Origin of the sequence: uncultured Methylobacterium sp. (genome assembly GCF_964251405.1) — a bacterium.
Classification (GTDB): domain Bacteria; phylum Pseudomonadota; class Alphaproteobacteria; order Rhizobiales; family Beijerinckiaceae; genus Methylobacterium.
Window position 1 is genome coordinate 162,307 of the sequence record NZ_CAXUJR010000001.1, and the last position, 16,340, is coordinate 178,646.

Below are 16,340 nucleotides of genomic sequence, written 5' to 3' on the forward strand. Positions count from 1 at the left end.
TCGACCTGCTCGTTCAAGCCGGGAACCGGGTGCCGGATGTGTATCCCAATGGCAACGTCAGTGAACTTGCTGCCATGTGGGCGGGCTTCGGTGACACTTTGACGGCCTGGGGGGCTGACGAATGCCTCAAATTCCGACGAGAACGAACGACCGGAATGCTCGTCGCCAAACCGGTGCCTTGAATCCGGGCAAGACCCGCCGCCCAAAGACCTGCCGCGCAAGACCCGCCGACTACGACTGATCTTCCAAGACCGACGCCTTCAGACCTCGCGCCGCTACGTCGGCATCCTCACGCGAACCGCGATCCGAGCGAAACTCCATGGACCTGACCTGGCTTTCGTCGCTCTGCCTGCTGCTCGCGCTGGCCGGATGCATCTACGGGCTCGCAGCCGCCGTGCTGGCCGGCCGCTTTGCCGGCAAGGGCTCGGTGCGTCTGGCCGCCGATGCGCCTCGTCCCTCGGTGACCCTGCTCAAGCCTCTGTGTGGGATCGAGCCCAACCTCTACGAGAACCTCGAGACCTTCTGCCGGCAGGGCTATGCCGGATCCGTGCAGGTCGTGTTCGGAGTCCAGAGCGCTGCCGATCCGGCCATCGCCGTCGTCCGCCGCCTGGTCGAGGCCTACCCAGCCCTGCGCGTCGACCTCGTCGTCGACGCCCGCCAGCACGGCGCCAACCGCAAGGTCTCCAACCTCATCAACATGTCCGCCGCGATCGCCCACGACGTCGTGGTATTGGCCGACAGCGACATGGTGGTGCAGCCAGATTACCTCGAGCGCATCGTCGCCGAGCTCTCGCGGGACGGCGTCAGCGGCGTCACCTGTCTCTATCACGGGGTACCGACGAATTCGGGTGTCTGGTCCCATCTCTCGGCGCTGGCCATCGACGTGCAGTTCCTGCCCAACGTCGTCATGGGGACCGCGCTCGGCCTCGCCCGGCCCTGCTTCGGCTCGACCATCGCCTTCACCCGTGAGTCGCTGTCGCGGATCGGTGGCTTCGAGACGTTCAGGGACGACCTCGCCGACGATTATGCGATCGGAGAGGCGCTGCGGGCCGATGGCGGTCTCGTCTCGATCCCGACCTTCACGGTCGGCCATGCCTGCGTCGACACCGACCTCGCAGGGCTCTGGCGGCACGAGTTGCGCTGGAACCGTACCATCCGCAACGTCGACCCGGTCGGCTATGCCGGCTCGATCGTCACCCACGCCTTCCCGCTCGCGCTCATCGGTGCGCTGATCCCAGGCGCCGGGCAGCACGCCCTCGCGGTCGCCGCCCTGGCGCTCGCCTGTCGCATCATCCTGTGCGTGCGCCTGGAGCGGGCTTTCGGGCTGGCCGCGCACCCCTACTGGCTGTTGCCGATAAGAGACATCCTCTCCTTCATGAACTTCTCCTGGAGCTTCGTCTCGGGGGCGGTGACATGGAAAGGTCACGATTATCGCGTGGTTGCGGACGGCACGCTCATCCCGGAACGAAGCCTCGGCCACGATGCTGGCGCGACGCCGCTCTGATCGACCGAACCACCCATCCCGTCATCCCGCTCGGAGGCCTTGAACCCCATGCGCACCCTTTTCCTCCAGGCCCCCACCTTCGACGGTTTCGACGGCGGCGCCGGTTCCCGCTATCAGGCCAAGCGCGAGATCAAGTCGTTCTGGTACCCGACCTGGCTCGCCCAGCCGGCGGCCCTCGTACCGAACTCGAAGCTGATCGACGCCCCGCCCCACAATATCAAGCTGCCCGAGATCGTCGCCCAGGCGCATGACTTCGACCTCGTGGTGCTCCACACCTCGGTGCCCTCGTTCAAGTCGGACGTGAAGACGATCGAGGCGCTGAAGGCGGCCAACCCCAAGCTCAAGGCCGGCCTCATCGGCGCGAAGGTGGCGGTGGACGCCGCCGGCGCCATGGCCCAGGCCCCGTGCGTCGATTTCTGCGCACGCAACGAGTTCGACTTCACGGTCAAGGAGGTCGCCGACGGCACCCCGATGGCCGAGATCAAGGGTCTGTCCTATCGCGATGCCGACGGCACCGTGGTCCATAACGAGGACCGCGAGATCATGACCGACATGGACCAGCTCCCGTTCGTGACCTCGGTCTACAAGCGCGACCTCGAGATGGAGAAGTACTTCATCGGGTACCTCAAGCACCCCTACATCTCGTTCTATTCCGGCCGGGGCTGCAAGAGCCGCTGCACCTTCTGCCTGTGGCCTCAGACGGTGGGCGGCCACACCTACCGCACCCGCTCGGTCGCCCACGTGATCGAGGAGATCAAGTACTGCCTGAAGGAGTTCCCGCAGACGAAGGAGTTCTTCTTCGACGACGACACCTTCACGGACAACCTGCCGCGCGCCGAAGAGATCGCCCGCGAACTCGGCAAGCTCGGCGTGACCTGGTCCTGCAACGCCAAGGCGAACGTGCCGCGCGACACCCTGAAGGTCCTGAAGGACAACGGCCTGCGCCTCCTGCTCGTCGGCTACGAATCCGGCAACCAGCAGATCCTGAACAACATCAAGAAGGGCATGCGCGTCGAGGTAGCAGAGAAGTTCACCAAGGATTGCCACGAGCTCGGCATCGCCATCCACGGCACCTTCATCGTCGGCCTGCCGGGCGAGTCGAAGGAGACGATCCGGGAGACGATCGACTTCGCCAAGCGCATCAACCCGCACACGATCCAGGTCTCGCTGGCAGCGCCCTATCCCGGCACCTTCCTCTACAAGCAGGCGGTCGAGAACGGCTGGCTCGACATCGAGAATGCCGAACTCGTCGACGAGAACGGCGTGCAGATCGCGCCGCTGCATTACCCACATCTGTCGCACACCGAGATCTTCAACTCGGTGGAGGACTTCTACAGGAAGTTCTATTTCCGCGCCCCGAAGATCGCTTCCATCGTCGGCGAGATGGTCCGCTCGCCCGACATGATGAAGCGCCGCCTTCGCGAGGGCGTCGAGTTCTACCGCTTCCTCAAGGAGCGGCAGCCGGGCGCTGCCGCCTGAACGTTCCAGGCTTCCTGAGACGCGGCCGGGCCATCAGCCCGGCCGTTTTCATTTTGAAGTCGGGACCGGTTCCGGAAGAGGGTTGGAGACGTGAAGCACCTCGTCGTCACCGCGGACGATTTTGGCCTCAGTCTCGAGGTCAACGATGCGGTCGAGCAGGCGCACCGCAATGGCATCCTGACGGCCGCGAGCCTGATGGTCTCGGCCCCGGCCGCGGCCGATGCGATCGCACGGGCGCACCGTCTTCCGTCGTTGCGGGTCGGCCTGCATCTGGTGATGGTCGAGGCTTGGCCGACCCTGCCGCCCGCTGAGCTGCCGGACCTCGTCGACCGGGACGGGTTGTTCCGCCGCGACATGGGACGGCTGGGGCTCGACCTCGCCCTGAAGCCAGCCGCACGGCGCCAGCTCGCCGCAGAGATCGCCGCGCAGTTCGAAGCCTATGCGTCCACCGGCCTGCCGCTCGACCACGTCAACGCGCACAAGCACTTCCATGTCCATCCGCTCATCGCCGGCCGGGTGCTGGCCATTGGCCGCGGTTTCGGCATGCGGGCGATCCGGGTGCCGCGCGAGCCCCGCGCCGTCCTTCGCGCGGCCGAGCCGGGCTGCAACCCGAAGGCCGCGACCGACATCGCCCCCTGGGCGGCGATGCTCGCCGTGAGGGCGCGGCAAGCCGGGCTGCTGATCCCTGATCGTACGCTCGGCCTCGCCTGGTCCGGCGCCATGAATCCGGCCCGCGTCGCAGGACTGCTGCGCCACCTGCCTGACGGGCTGACCGAACTCTATACCCATCCTGCTACGGCAGGCGGATTCCCCGGGGAGGCCCCTGGCTACGCCTACGCGGCGGAGCGGGATGCCTTGATCTCGCTGGAGGCGATGGCGGCAACGAAGGCCGCCGGGGCGGTCAAAGGCGGCTTTTCGGATTTCCTGTAAGTGGGACAGTGCGGGGCAGTCAGAACGGCGCCGCGGCTAATTAAAGCGCTAGGATGCGTGGCATTTCGTGAAACTGAGGTTCACAGGATGAACCGGCTGAGGTCCGCGTTCGCCGCCAGATCCGCCACGCGGTCGCGGACATAGATCGCGTCGATCGCCACCGTCTCGCCGGAGCGGTCCGTGGCGGTGAACGAGATCTCGTCGATCACCCGTTCCAGCACCGTCTGAAGCCGGCGTGCGCCGATATTCTCGACGGAATTGTTCACGTCGACGGCCACGCGGGCGAGGGCGTCGATCGCGTCGTCCGAGAAGTCCAGGGTGACCCCTTCGGTGGCCATCAGGGCGACCGTCTGCTTGATCAGGCTCGCCTCGGTGGTCATCAGGATCTGCTTAAAATCCTCCACGGTCAGCGGCTGCAGCTCGACCCGGATCGGCAGCCGGCCCTGCAGTTCGGGCAGCAGGTCCGAGGGTTTCGAGACGTGGAAGGCGCCGCTGGCGATGAACAGGATGTGGTCGGTCTTCACCGGCCCGTGCTTCGTCGCCACCGTCGTTCCCTCGATGAGCGGCAGCAGGTCGCGCTGGACGCCCTCGCGCGACACGTCCGCGGACGAGCGCCCTTCGCCGGCGCAGATCTTGTCGATTTCGTCGAGGAAGACGATGCCGTTCTGCTCGACGTCGCGGATCGCCTCCTGCGTCAGCGACTCCGCATCCACGAGCTTGTCGGACTCCTCCGCCAGCAGGGGCGCGTAGGCGTCGCGGACCGTCATCCGGCGGGGCTTGCCTTTCTGGCCTCCGAACGCCTTGCCGAGCATGTCGCCGAGGTTGACCGCCCCCATCGAGGCGCCTGGCATGCCGGGGATCTCGAACATCGGTAGGCCGGAGGGCGAGGCGCCGGAGAGCTCGATCTCGACCTCCTTGTCGTCGAGTTCGCTCGCGCGCAGCTTCTTCCTGAAGCTATCCCGGGTGGCCTGACTAGATGTGGGACCGACCAATGCGTCGAGGATGCGGGCCTCGGCGGCGGCCTCGGCCTTCGCTTGGACGCCGCGGCGGCGCTCCTCGCGCTTCAAGCCGATGCCGACTTCGACGAGGTCGCGCACGATCTGCTCGACGTCGCGCCCGACATAGCCGACCTCTGTGAACTTGGTCGCCTCGATCTTCAGGAACGGCGCTCCGGCGAGTCTCGCCAGCCGGCGCGCGATCTCGGTCTTGCCGCAGCCGGTCGGTCCGATCATCAGGATGTTCTTCGGGGCGACCTCTTCCTTGAGCGGGCCGGTGAGCTGCTGCCGGCGCCAGCGGTTGCGCAGGGCGATGGCCACGGCCCGCTTGGCGTCGTTCTGGCCGACGATGAAGCGGTCGAGTTCGGAGACGATCTCGCGAGGTGAGAAGGTGGTCATCGGGCTCCAGGGGGATCTGCAAGCGGATGCGGCAGCCGGGCCGCGAGGCCGCGGGGGAGGGCGCGCAGGAGCAGCGCCCTCAACGGGTGCCAGCCGGCGCTGAGCAGCAGGACGAGGGCGCCCAGCGTGAGCAGGCTCAAGGGCAGCGAGCGGTTCGCGAGCCCTGCGTCGCGGATCAGCGAGCCGAAGGCGATCGCCGTGTAGGACAGGGCAGCCACGAGGATCGCCCGTCGGTCCGTGATCAGGGCGACGAGGGTCAGCACCACCACGACGGCGAGCACGAGCAGGGCGGCGCCCGAGCCGATGCCGCCGTGCGTACCCAGCGCGAGCGCGGACAGGACGGGGTGAACGATCAGGGGTGCGGCGAGGAGATGAAGCCAGAACGCGGTGTCGGTCGCCCGCGTCGTCCGATGCGGGTCGGAAAGATCGTAGCGCATGGCGAAGGCGAAGATCGCGAGGCCTGCCAGCATCAGCAACCCGTTGACGTTCGCGGCGGCCAGTTCGGGCGCCGCGGCGAATGCAAGGGCGACGAGCGTGGCAGCGAGCGCCGCGGTGCCGGCCGCGATGGTGATCGGCACGCGGAAGCGGCGGTAATGCAGGGCGACCAGGCCGAGGGTCCCCAGCGCCGCTCCGGCGACCGGCAGCGGCCTGTCGAGGTTCTGCGAGAGGGCGCCGATGAGTGGCGCCCAGCCCCCGAGTCCGGAACGGCCCGTCAGGACGGAGGTCAACGCCGCGAAGCTCGCCAAAGCGAAGACCAGGAGGAGAACGATGCTGGGCAGCGCCATGCGCCGGCGGCGCGTGAAGAATTCCGCAAGTCCCCAGGCGGCGACCGCGACGAGAATGCTGCCGGGTGTTGCGCCGGCGAGGTCGTCGACGATGTAGGCCAGCGTCCCGAGAAACAGAACGAGGCCGATCGTGACGAAGATGTCGGCGAAACCCGTGACGAGGCGCAACTGCTCGTCGTCGTGGGGCCGATCGTCCCGCGCTTCCTCGCGATCGAGGCGGACGAGGTCCGACGCCTGAGCCTCGGTGAGGATGCCGCGCGCTACGGCGCGGTCGAGGAGGGCGGGCTCGATCATCTACGTGCCGCGGGCGTGCCGAACCGATGGGTCTGGGTCGCCATGCAGGGAGCCGGAGCTGAGGTATGATCGCGTCGCACGACGACGATCTAAGCGCGATCGACGCGGCTTTCCAGACGCGGCGGGCCGGAAGCGCGTTCGCGCCCCCGGCCAAGCCGCTCGGCGCTCAGGCGGCGCGGACGCCGCCGACGAAGTGGTCGACCTCTCCGGCCACGGCCTTCGACTGGCGAACGAGCTCGCCGGCGGCACCGAGCACCTGCGCGGCGCGGGCGCCGGCCTGGACCGCGGCGACCTGGACCTGCCCCATCGTCTCGGTGACGGACTGGGTCCCGCGGGCGGCGTCGCTGACGCTGCGGGCGATCTCCTGGGTCGCCACCTGCTGCTCCTCCACAGCGGCGGCGACGCCGACCGCGATGCTGTGCACCGTTCCGATGGTCGACCCGATCTCGGCGATGGCGCCCACCGTCTCGCGGGTGGCCTGCTGGATCGCGTTGATCTGCGTCGTGATCTCGTCGGTGGCGCGGGCGGTCTGCGAGGCGAGTTCCTTGACCTCTGCGGCGACGACGGCGAAGCCGCGCCCGGCCTCGCCGGCCCTGGCCGCCTCGATGGTGGCGTTGAGGGCGAGCAGGTTGGTCTGCCCGGCGATGCTGGAGATCAGCGCGACCACGTCGCCGATCTTGGATGCGCTCTCGGCCAGCGCCTGGACGCGGGCATTGGTGCGCTTGGTGCTCTCGACGGCACCCGCGGCGGCGGCCGAGGTCTGGGCGACCTGCATGCCGATCTCGTTGGCGGTGGCGGCGAGTTCCTCGGTGGCGGCGGCCACCGACTGCACGTTCATCGCGGTCTCGTTGGCCGCTGCCATCACGGCGCTCGAATGCCGGTTGGTCTGGTCCGCATCGGCCGCCATCGCTTCGGCGGTTCGCTCCATCTCGGTGGCCGCGCCCGAAAGTGTACGGACGAGACCGCCGACGCTTCCCTGGAAGCCGTCGGCGAGACCCGTCATCTCGGTGCGGCGGCGCTCCTGAGCGGCACTGCGCTCGCTGTCCTGGCCGGCGCGAATGATGGCGCTCTCGCGCATCGTAGCCGCGAACACCGCCATGCTCGACCAGATCGCACCGATCTCGTCCTTGCCCGCCTTGATCGGGGGAAGGTCGTGATCGCCGTCCGACAGCCGGTGGATGACCTGCGAGACCTGGGTGAGGGGACGGGCGATCGTGCGTTCGCCGACCAGTCCGCCAAGCACGATACAGCCCAGGGTCCCGGCGACCGCAATACCGGCCAGGAGGGCGAAACGCTGATCGTAGAGCTCGTCGGCCTGGCGGTCGATCGCATCGACCTGGGCCCGGCTGCTGACGACGAGCGCGTCGATACCGTCCTGATAGGCTTGCCGATTGGCGCGGTTGAGCTCGTTGAAGCCCTGGTCCGCCGCCGCCTTCGGCGCCACCTCGACGCCGAGCCGCGCGGTCTCCTTGCGCAGCACGGTGAACTCGGCCGCACCCTTGACGACCTTGTCGAACAGGACCCGCTCGGTCGCGGGCACGCTGGGCCCCCACTCGGTCAGCAGGGCGTTCATCGCGTCGAGATTCTTAAGGAGGCGGTCGGCGTATTTCTTGGCGTCGGCCGTGTCCTTGGCGGCGTAGATACCCCTGGCCTCGACCACCACACCGGTCACGAGTCGATTCAGGTTGGCGGCGTTGAGCGCGCGCTGGGAGGCGTGCTTGGCATCGGTGATCGCACCGTTGAAGGTGCTCAACGTGCTCAGGCTAATGCCAGCGACGACCAGAGTCATCAGGCTGCACAGGCCCACGAACGTCAAGATTTTTGACCTGATACGCATCGCCAACCAACCTCATGGGGTATCCCTGGAGGCGTATTGATATTTTGGTTTGCTTGCGGTCTCGTTAATTTTCGCAGTGCGATATCATGAGCCGGAGACGTCCAAGGTTTCAACCACAAGATTGCCGTTCGTATAGACGCAAATCTCGGCTGCAATAGCCATCGCCTTGCGCACGATCGTCTCGGCATCGTGGCTGCCATCCTCCAGCGCTCGGGCAGCAGCCAGCGCGTAGTTGCCACCCGAACCGATCGCCATCACCCCGCCTTCCGGTTCGAGCACGTCCCCGGCGCCTGACAGGAGCAGGCTGACATCCTTGTCGGCCACCAGCATCATCGCCTCGAGACGGCGCAGGTAGCGGTCGGTGCGCCAGTCCTTTGTGAGCTCGACGCAGGCACGGGTGAGCTGACCTGGATATTGCTCGAGCTTGGCTTCCAGCCGTTCGAACAGGGTGAAGGCGTCGGCCGTCGCGCCGGCGAACCCGCCGATCACGGCGCCCTTGGCAAGGCGCCGGACCTTCCGGGCGTTGCCCTTGACGATGGTCTGGCCGAGGCTGACCTGCCCGTCGCCGCCGATCACCACGCGCCCGCCCTTGCGGACCATGAGGATGGTGGTGGCATGCATCTGCGGCGGGCCGGATTCGGCGTGGGGCAAGGATGTCTCCAAGGTTGGTCGAACAAGCTTGTCGCAAGGTGGGAGCGCGGTCGGCTTTCGTCCACCATCGGCCGGCGATCATGGCGCAGGTGCGTCGCTCGTGCTCCTGCCGCCGGCGGGCTCCTTGGCGAGGAGCGTCATTCGCCTTGATCTCGCTTATTCGCCGCAGATTCTGCGGAGATCAGAGAGCCCATCTCCTCATCGTCGGCTCAGACGACCACCGTCAGCGTCCGCGCCGCCCGGGTCAGCCCAGTATAGAGCCATCGCGCCCGGTGCTCGCGGAAGGCGTAGGATTCGTCGAAGAGCACGACGCTGTCCCATTGCGAGCCTTGCGCCTTGTGGACGGTCAGCGCGTAGCCGTAGGTGAATTCATCGGTCTCCCGGCGAAGATAGGCGGGGATCTCCTCGTCGGAACCCTCGATCACGGCGCGCAGGACCTTGATGTCGATGGCGCGCCGCCTCAGGGCAGGGTCATCCTCCGGCACCACGTCGAGGCGGATGGTATCGGGACGGGGCGGGGCGCGTAGAGCCTGGACGGTCCAGGTCGAGCCGTTGAGCAGGCCCTTGGTGCGGTCGTTCCTGAGGCAGACGAGCTTTTCGCCCACCGCCGGCATCGGGTCGGTGTGGCCGGCGAGCTCGCGCAGACGGTTGTTGTACAGCCGCCGCGTCTTGTTGAGGCCCACCAGGACCTGATCGGCCTCAAGGACCAGATTGGGGTCGATGTCGCGGCGGGAGACCACGCGGCTCTCGCCGTATTGTCCGATGGTCAGGCGCCCGCCCTCGCGCACCGTCATCGCCATGCGCACGATCGGGTCGTCGACGGCCTGCCGGTGGACCTCCGTCAGCATCACGTCGGGCTCGGCCTCGGTGAAGAAGCCGCCGCCCCGCACGGGTGGCAGCTGCGCCGGGTCGCCGAGCACCAGGACCGGCTTGTCGAAGGACAAGAGATCGTTGCCGAGGTCCGAATCGACCATCGAGCACTCGTCGATGATGATGAGCTCGGCCTTGGCCGCAGGCCCCGAGCGGTTGAGCGTGAAGGCCGGCCCGCCGTCCTCCGTCTCCTTGGTGCGATAGATCAGGCTGTGGATGGTGGCCGCGTCGTGGCATCCCTTCTGGCGCATCACCGAAGCGGCCTTTCCGGTGAAGGCCCCGAAGACCACCGCGCCGTCGACGTCGTCGGCGATGCGGCGCGCCAGGGTCGTCTTGCCGGTGCCGGCAAAGCCGAACAGGCGAAAGACCTGCGGACCGCCGGACTTTTGCGACCCGGACTTGCGCCATGCTGCGATGGCTTTCAGCGCCGCATCCTGTTGGGGAGCGAAGCGGGTGGGAAGGTCGCTGGCCGGCATCGCGCTCACGCCTTCGTCGACCACGGCCGGGTGCGGCAATGCACAATCGCGGGGACGACGTTCGATTCGATGCCGATTTGACACATGCAAGAAACAGTTAGGCTCGAAGTTTCCTAGTCAGGGCGGCGTTCCGGATGATAGCGGAAGCGAAACGAACGATGGGCACCATCCTCGAACTCAGGACGGCACGGACGGCGACCGGGACGGCGGGCCGCGAGATGGCTCGCGCTGCGGAAGCATCGGCGGCCCGCATGCTGACGGAACTGGAGATCGCCAAGGCGCGGCTCGATCGCAGCTTCAGCGAATGTCGCAACCATGATCCGCTCGCCGCCGAGATTTATGTCCTGCGCCGCGCGCTCACCTCTCTCGAGATGAAGCGCTGCGAGGGAGCGATGCGCCCTGCCTGAGACCGGCACGTGCACCGGGTCGGACGTCACGGCCACCGCACGGTAGGAGGCAGCGACGACAGGATCGACGCGACGTTGCCGCCGGTCTTGAGTCCGAAGATCGTGCCGCGGTCGTAGAGCAGGTTGAACTCGACGTAGCGCCCGCGCCGTACCTGCTGCTCCAGGCGATCCGCCTCCGTCCAGGGCGTGTCCAGGTTGGCACGCATGATCGCCGGATAGGCCTTCAGGAAGGCGCCGCCGACGTCGCGGGTGAAGGAGAGGTCGGCCTTCGGCTCGCCGGTCCAGTGATAGTCGTAGAAGATGCCGCCGATTCCGCGCGGCTCGTTCCGGTGTGGGAGATGGAAGTACTCCTCGCACCAGGCCTTGTAGCGGCTGTAATCGGCCGCCGGAGCATGGGCCTCGCAGGCCGCGCGCATCGCCGCATGAAAGACGTGTGAATCGGGATCGTCCTCGGTACGGCGCCGTTCGAGCACGGGCGTGAGGTCGGCTCCGCCCCCGAACCACGCCTTCGTCGTCACGACGAACCGGGTGTTCATGTGAACGGTCGGCGCGTTCGGATTCCAAGGATGGGCGATCAGCGAGATCCCGGTAGCGAAGAAACGCGGGTCCTCCGCCGCACCCGGCATCTGAGCCCGGAACTCCGGGGCGAACTCGCCATGGACCGTCGAGACGTGGACGCCGGCCTTCTCGAACACCCGGCCCTTGAGCATCGCCATGGTGCCGCCGCCGCCATGCTGGCCGGTATGGTCAGTGCGCGTCCACGGTGTCTTCTCGAATCGTCCCGGCTCTTCCGGGGCGTCCGGGTGGAAGGGGCCGGTCGCCTCGTTTTCGAGAGTCTCAAGCGCGGCGACGATGCGGTCGCGCAGGGTCTCGAACCAGGCCCGCGCATCGCCCTTGATGACCGTGAGGTCGGCGTCGGAGAGGGAATGGGCGGCGATGTCCGGCTTGGTCATGGCCCCGGATGTCCCATCCCGTCACGCGGGCGTCAATCGTGGCTCGCGTGGCTCGCGCCCGCAAGACGGCGGGCCAGGGCGGGACCGAGCCCGACGCTGTCGACAGCCGGGGCGCCGTACGAGCCGCCACCGCTTCGCGCAGCGGCCAGGACGGCCAGCGTGCCGACCGCCACCGAACACAGGACCGGCACCGGAACCGCGCCCTGGATGCGCCCGGCGAGGCCGGCCAGTGCGGCGCCGCCGAGGATCACGGTCTCGGCGCCGTCCTCCACCACGCATTGCAGGCAGGCGGTCGCGAGGTCGGCCAGCGCTGCATCGGGATCGTCGGCGATGCGGTCACCGGTCGGCGTGATGGTGCGAACGCCGGCAAACCGGTCGGCGAGCCCGAGGCTCGCGACGAATTCGGTCAGCATCGGCGCCCAGAGGACACCGCCGGTAACGATGGCGAAGCGCCGGCGATCCTTTCCGGCGACCCGACAGGACGCCTCGGCCATTCCTACCACCGGCACGGGCGAGATCTCCTTCAGGGCCGCCAATCCCGGATCGCCGAAACAAGCGAGATAGACCGCGTCGCAGCCGTCGACATGCTCGGCCAGGGCATCGAGGGCGGCATGGCCGGCGATGCCCGAGGCCGCGCGGCTCGCGATGTAACGGGCGCCGAAGCGGCCGGTGACGGGCACGAACTCCGCTTCCGTCCCGGCGACCCGGCGCACGTGGGCCGCCACGAGATCGGTGACCGACGCGAGGGTGTTCGGATTGATCAGAAGGATGCGCAAAGGCGGTCTCCGGCCCCGGACCAAAAGGCGTCAGGCAGGCGACATGCCAGCTGAAGGGGTGGACGATCCCGCGGTCTGCCGGATCGCCTCGCCGAGGATCATGGCGGCGCAGACGGCGACGTTGAGCGAGCGCAGGCCCGGCCGGATCGGCACCACCACCCGCGCGTCGGCGGCTTCGTGGACCACCTCGGGGACGCCGGCCGATTCGCGGCCCATCAGCACGCAATCGCCGGGTGCGAAAACAAACTCGGTGTAGGGCACCGCGCCGGCCGTGGTGGCGAGCACCAGCCGTATCCCGGCCTCGCGGCGCCAGTGCGAAAACGCGGCCCAGGACCGATGCCGGGTGATGGCGACATGGTCGAGATAGTCGAGGCCCGAGCGGCGCAGGTGCCGGTCGGAGACGTCGAAGCCCGCCGGCTCGATGATCTCGACAGCGGCCTCAAGACAGGCCGCGAGCCGCAGCATCGTGCCGGTGTTCTGGGGAATGTCCGGCTGGTAGAGGGCGAGGCGGAGCATGGCGATGGCCCGAGAACGGAACGTGCGGCATCGCCCCTCGGTTGGCACCGCGTCAAGGCGGCATACATCGCATCGCAGCATCCGCAACATCGGACACCAGCATGTTCCTCGACTGGCTCGAGCGCCGCATCGACCCGTTCGCGCCCTTCGACGAGGAGCGCATGCCGCCCAAATCGGTGATGGGGTTTGCCGGATTCTATCTCAAGCCGATGCGGGGCGCTCTCGCCGTCCTGTTCGTGATCGCGCTGATCGCCGGCACGGTGGAGGCCTCGCTCTACCTCCTGATGGGCTGGTTCGTGGACCTGCTCAATACCGCCGACAAGGCGACGCTCCTCGCCGATCATGGGCTTCAGCTCGGGCTCGCGGCCGCGATGGTGCTGGTGGTGCGCCCGATCTCGATCTGGCTGCACGAGCTCCTCTCGAACCAGCTCCTGGTCCCGCAGGCCACCAACCAGATCCGCTGGCGCACGCATCTCTACACGCTCGGACACTCGCTCTCCTATTTCCAGGCCGACTTCGCCGGGCGCCTCGCTAACCGCGTGGTTCAGGTCGGGCCGGCGGTGCGCGAGCTCGCCGTCGTGTTCATCGACACCTTGCTCTATGTCGCCATCTACGCGGTGACGGCAGTCGGGCTGTTCGGCTCGATCTCCCTTTGGCTGGCGCTGCCGGTGGTGTTGTGGGTGATGGCCTACGCCGCGCTTACGCGCTGGTTCGTGCCGCGTGCCCGCGCCCGCTCGCTGGCCACCGCCGATACCCGTTCGTTGCTGATCGGGCGCGTCGTCGACAGCTACACCAACATCCTCACCGTGAAGCTCTTCGCCCGCACCCGCGAGGAACGCGCGGCGGTGCGTGAGGCGGTGGACGTCCACACCAAGGCCTACCTTCACCAGTTCCGGCTGGTCACATCCACGACGACCCTGCTCGGCATCCTGAACAGCGTGCTGATCGTCGCCACCGCCGGCATGTGCCTCGTGCTGTGGCAGCGCGGCGGGCTGACCACGGGGGAGGGCGCCGCCGGCCTCGCGCTGGTCCTGCGCCTCATCGCGATGTCGGGCTGGGTGATGCAGACCGTGCGCGGCATCTTCGAGAATGTCGGCGTCATTCAGGAGAGCATGCAGACGATCTCCCGGCCGCACGCCATCACCGACCGTCCTGGCGCCGGCACTCTGGCGGTGACCGGCGGCGAGATCCGGTTCGACGACGTCAGCTTCCATTACGGGCGCGGCGACGCCAGCATCATCGAGCGCCTGAGCTTCACCATCGCGCCCGGCGAGAAGGTCGGCCTCGTCGGGGTCAGCGGCGCCGGCAAGACCACCATCACCGCGCTGCTGCTGCGACTGCACGAGCTCGAGGGTGGACGCATCCTCGTCGACGGCCAGGACATCGCTAGGGTCACCCAGGATTCCCTGCGCGGCGCCATCGCGATGGTGACGCAGGATACCTCCCTCCTGCACCGCTCGATCCGCGACAACATCGCCTATGGCCGGCCGGAGGCGACGCACGCCGAGATCGAGCGGGCCGCGGGTCTCGCCGAGGCCGACGGTTTCATCGCGGACCTGATCGACCACAAGGGGCGCACGGGCTACGACGCGCAGGTCGGCGAGCGCGGGGTCAAGCTCTCGGGCGGCCAGCGCCAGCGCATCGCCATCGCCCGCGTGCTCCTCAAGGATGCGCCGATCCTCATCCTCGACGAAGCGACCTCCGCCCTCGATAGCCAGGTCGAGGCGGCGATCCAGGAGAGCCTCGACACGCTGATGGCGGGCAAGACCGTGCTGGCGATCGCGCATCGGCTTTCGACCATCGCGGCGCTTGATCGTCTCATCGTGATCGACGGGGGACGGATCGTGGAGGAAGGGCGGCATGCCGACCTCGTCGCCGCGGGCGGGCTCTACGCGCGATTGTGGGAACGGCAATCGGGCGGCTTCCTCAGCGAGTCCACGATCGCACTCAAGGACGCCGCCGAATGACGCGGACAGTCTATCGCGCCGCGCCGAGCCTCAAAATGAATTTTAAATTCATTTAAGGATCACTCGCCCAAGTACGATCCAATCGACGCGAAGATCTCAACGTTTAAAAGAAACTGAAGAAACGAAAAATATACGACTCTCAGGGATGTTAAGCTGAACTTGTCCGGTTTGATGAGAGACGGCGCAAATGTTCCTTTCAGCTTTCGGCTGGTCTCATGAACGTCAGGCTTGGCTGAGCGCCATCGACAAGTCGCTGGGGACGATCGAGTTCGCCCTCGACGGGACCATCCTCGACGCCAACGCGAACTTCCTCTCCGTCGTCGGCTATGGGATCGACGAGGTGCGCGGGCGACACCACCGGATGTTCGTGTCCGACGTCCAGGCGGCGAGCCGGGATTACGCCGCTTTCTGGGCTTCGCTTCGAGAGGGCAGCTTTCAGTCCGGCGAGTTCGAACGGGTCGGCAAGGATGGTGGCCGGATCTGGCTTCAGGCGACCTACAACCCCATCCTCGATCGGCGCGGGCAGCCGGTCCGCGTGGTCAAGTTCGCCACCGACATCACGGCGCAGAAGCGCCTGAGCGCCGAGTTCCTGGGTGAGACCCAGGCCATCGGGAAATCCCAGGCGGTGATCCACTTCGCCCTCGACGGCACAATCATCGATGCGAACGACAACTTCCTTGCCGCGGTCGGCTACCGTCTCGACGAGATCCGCGGGCGGCACCACCGCATGTTCGTGGATCGCGAATACGCGGCCGGCGCCGAGTACGCGGCGTTCTGGGCGAAGCTCGCCCGAGGGGAGTTCGAGGCCGGCGAGTACAAGCGCGTCGGCAAGGACGGTCGCGAGATCAAGCTGCAGGCCACCTACAACCCGATCCGCGACATCGATGGCAAGCCGTTCAAGGTCGTGAAATACGCCACCGACGTCACGCGGGAGCGGATCCGCAACGCGGACGCCTCGGGTCAGCTCGCGGCCGTCAACCGTGCCCAGGCCGTCATCGAATTCGACGTCACCGGCAAAATCCTCGACGTCAACGACAACTTCCTCGCGGCCCTGGGTTATCGCAAGGGCGAAGTCCTGGGCAGGCCGCACAGCATGTTCGTCGAGCCCGACTATGCGAGGAGCGCGCAGTACGAGCAGTTCTGGACCCGGCTTCGCGGCGGTGATTTCATCTCCGGCATGTTCCAGCGCATCGGAAAGGGCGGCCGGGCCGTCTGGATCCAGGCGAGCTACAACCCGATCTTCGATCCTGACGGCAAGCTGCTGAAAGTCGTCAAATACGCCACCGACGTGTCGGGAAGCATGGAGGCCCGGCGGGTCGCCGTGGACGCGGCGGAACGGACCCTCGACAACGTCCAGACCGTGACCGAGTCGGCCGAGACCATGAACACGGCCGCCGTCTCGATCTCCGAGACCATGGCACGCTCCAAGGCGGCAGTGGACGAGATCCATGGCCGCACCGGCGAGGCCGATGCCGCCACGGCGCGCCTGCGCGACGCGGCC

General features: G+C 67.4%; 14 protein-coding genes and 1 pseudogene. 7 read left to right on the forward strand and 8 right to left on the reverse strand.

Features of this window, described 5'->3' with window-relative positions:
• From ACFE7U_RS00840 to hpnK, 4 genes and pseudogenes are all read left to right on the forward strand, one after another.
• A pseudogene (locus tag ACFE7U_RS00840) lies at positions 1 to 182 on the forward strand (ABC transporter substrate-binding protein); the annotation flags it as partial.
• A 137-nt stretch (positions 183 to 319) separates the two neighbouring features.
• Positions 320 to 1,504 (forward strand): bacteriohopanetetrol glucosamine biosynthesis glycosyltransferase HpnI, encoded by a 1,185-nt coding sequence (gene hpnI / locus ACFE7U_RS00845; protein ID WP_375407823.1) that lies wholly within the window; start codon positions 320 to 322, stop codon positions 1,502 to 1,504.
• Between the two features lie 48 nt (positions 1,505 to 1,552).
• Positions 1,553 to 2,983 (forward strand): hopanoid biosynthesis associated radical SAM protein HpnJ, encoded by a 1,431-nt coding sequence (gene hpnJ, locus ACFE7U_RS00850; protein WP_375407824.1) that lies wholly within the window; start codon positions 1,553 to 1,555, stop codon positions 2,981 to 2,983.
• A 90-nt stretch (positions 2,984 to 3,073) separates the two neighbouring features.
• The gene (gene hpnK / locus ACFE7U_RS00855; RefSeq protein ID WP_375407825.1) at positions 3,074 to 3,913 is read left to right on the forward strand and encodes a hopanoid biosynthesis-associated protein HpnK; all 840 of its coding nucleotides are present in this window, start codon (positions 3,074 to 3,076) and stop codon (positions 3,911 to 3,913) included.
• Between the two features lie 80 nt (positions 3,914 to 3,993).
• Here hpnK and hslU read toward each other — a convergent pair whose 3' ends face one another.
• From hslU to ACFE7U_RS00880, 5 genes are all read right to left on the reverse strand, one after another.
• A complete protein-coding gene (hslU, locus tag ACFE7U_RS00860) occupies positions 3,994 to 5,307 on the reverse strand; it encodes an ATP-dependent protease ATPase subunit HslU (RefSeq protein WP_375407826.1) in 1,314 nt (437 codons plus the stop codon).
• Complete coding sequence (locus tag ACFE7U_RS00865; protein ID WP_375407844.1) at positions 5,304 to 6,386, reverse strand: hypothetical protein; 1,083 nt, start codon at positions 6,384 to 6,386, stop codon at positions 5,304 to 5,306. Before ACFE7U_RS00865 ends, hslU begins: the two co-directional genes overlap by 4 nt.
• A gap of 166 nt (positions 6,387 to 6,552) precedes the next feature.
• On the reverse strand, positions 6,553 to 8,139 hold the full coding sequence (locus tag ACFE7U_RS00870) for a methyl-accepting chemotaxis protein (RefSeq protein ID WP_375407827.1): 1,587 nt from the start codon (positions 8,137 to 8,139) through the stop codon (positions 6,553 to 6,555).
• Between the two features lie 168 nt (positions 8,140 to 8,307).
• Positions 8,308 to 8,844, reverse strand: coding sequence for an ATP-dependent protease subunit HslV (hslV, locus tag ACFE7U_RS00875; protein ID WP_375407842.1), 537 nt, complete (start codon positions 8,842 to 8,844; stop codon positions 8,308 to 8,310).
• Between the two features lie 239 nt (positions 8,845 to 9,083).
• The gene (locus tag ACFE7U_RS00880; protein WP_375407843.1) at positions 9,084 to 10,220 is read right to left on the reverse strand and encodes an ATP-dependent RecD-like DNA helicase; all 1,137 of its coding nucleotides are present in this window, start codon (positions 10,218 to 10,220) and stop codon (positions 9,084 to 9,086) included.
• 158 nt (positions 10,221 to 10,378) lie between these two features.
• Between ACFE7U_RS00880 and ACFE7U_RS00885 the strand changes: the two genes are divergently transcribed.
• Complete coding sequence (locus tag ACFE7U_RS00885) at positions 10,379 to 10,627, forward strand: hypothetical protein (RefSeq protein ID WP_375407828.1); 249 nt, start codon at positions 10,379 to 10,381, stop codon at positions 10,625 to 10,627.
• Positions 10,628 to 10,653: 26 nt separating this feature from the next.
• Here ACFE7U_RS00885 and hemF read toward each other — a convergent pair whose 3' ends face one another.
• Genes hemF through ACFE7U_RS00900 form a run of 3 tightly spaced genes read right to left on the reverse strand, consistent with a single transcriptional unit; the run spans position 10,654 to position 12,872 of the window.
• Complete coding sequence (gene hemF / locus ACFE7U_RS00890) at positions 10,654 to 11,580, reverse strand: oxygen-dependent coproporphyrinogen oxidase (protein WP_375407829.1); 927 nt, start codon at positions 11,578 to 11,580, stop codon at positions 10,654 to 10,656.
• Positions 11,581 to 11,612: 32 nt separating this feature from the next.
• On the reverse strand, positions 11,613 to 12,356 hold the full coding sequence (locus ACFE7U_RS00895) for an aspartate/glutamate racemase family protein (protein WP_375407830.1): 744 nt from the start codon (positions 12,354 to 12,356) through the stop codon (positions 11,613 to 11,615).
• 30 nt (positions 12,357 to 12,386) lie between these two features.
• Entirely contained in the window at positions 12,387 to 12,872 is a 486-nt protein-coding gene (locus tag ACFE7U_RS00900; protein WP_375407831.1) for a tRNA (cytidine(34)-2'-O)-methyltransferase, read from the reverse strand.
• A 101-nt stretch (positions 12,873 to 12,973) separates the two neighbouring features.
• Here ACFE7U_RS00900 and ACFE7U_RS00905 point away from each other — a divergent pair, with 101 nt between their 5' ends.
• Together ACFE7U_RS00905 and ACFE7U_RS00910 are read left to right on the forward strand one after the other, a co-directional pair.
• On the forward strand, positions 12,974 to 14,839 hold the full coding sequence (locus ACFE7U_RS00905; RefSeq protein ID WP_375407832.1) for an ABC transporter ATP-binding protein: 1,866 nt from the start codon (positions 12,974 to 12,976) through the stop codon (positions 14,837 to 14,839).
• 187 nt (positions 14,840 to 15,026) lie between these two features.
• On the forward strand, positions 15,027 to 16,340 hold a 1,314-nt coding region (locus ACFE7U_RS00910), incomplete at its 3' end, for a PAS domain-containing protein (protein ID WP_375407833.1).

What these genes read in the sequence shown, in the direction of transcription:
- hpnI (WP_375407823.1), top strand. Translation starts at nt 320, where the DNA reads ATGGACCTGACCTGGCTTTCGTCGCTCTGCCTGCTGCTCGCGCTGGCC.
- hpnJ (WP_375407824.1), top strand. Translation starts at nt 1,553, where the DNA reads ATGCGCACCCTTTTCCTCCAGGCCCCCACCTTCGACGGTTTCGACGGC.
- hslU (WP_375407826.1), bottom strand. Translation starts at nt 5,307, where the DNA reads ATGACCACCTTCTCACCTCGCGAGATCGTCTCCGAACTCGACCGCTTC.
- ACFE7U_RS00865 (WP_375407844.1), bottom strand. Translation starts at nt 6,386, where the DNA reads ATGATCGAGCCCGCCCTCCTCGACCGCGCCGTAGCGCGCGGCATCCTC.
- hslV (WP_375407842.1), bottom strand. Translation starts at nt 8,844, where the DNA reads ATGCATGCCACCACCATCCTCATGGTCCGCAAGGGCGGGCGCGTGGTG.
- ACFE7U_RS00880 (WP_375407843.1), bottom strand. Translation starts at nt 10,220, where the DNA reads ATGCCGGCCAGCGACCTTCCCACCCGCTTCGCTCCCCAACAGGATGCG.
- ACFE7U_RS00885 (WP_375407828.1), top strand. Translation starts at nt 10,379, where the DNA reads ATGGGCACCATCCTCGAACTCAGGACGGCACGGACGGCGACCGGGACG.
- hemF (WP_375407829.1), bottom strand. Translation starts at nt 11,580, where the DNA reads ATGACCAAGCCGGACATCGCCGCCCATTCCCTCTCCGACGCCGACCTC.
- ACFE7U_RS00900 (WP_375407831.1), bottom strand. Translation starts at nt 12,872, where the DNA reads ATGCTCCGCCTCGCCCTCTACCAGCCGGACATTCCCCAGAACACCGGC.
- ACFE7U_RS00905 (WP_375407832.1), top strand. Translation starts at nt 12,974, where the DNA reads ATGTTCCTCGACTGGCTCGAGCGCCGCATCGACCCGTTCGCGCCCTTC.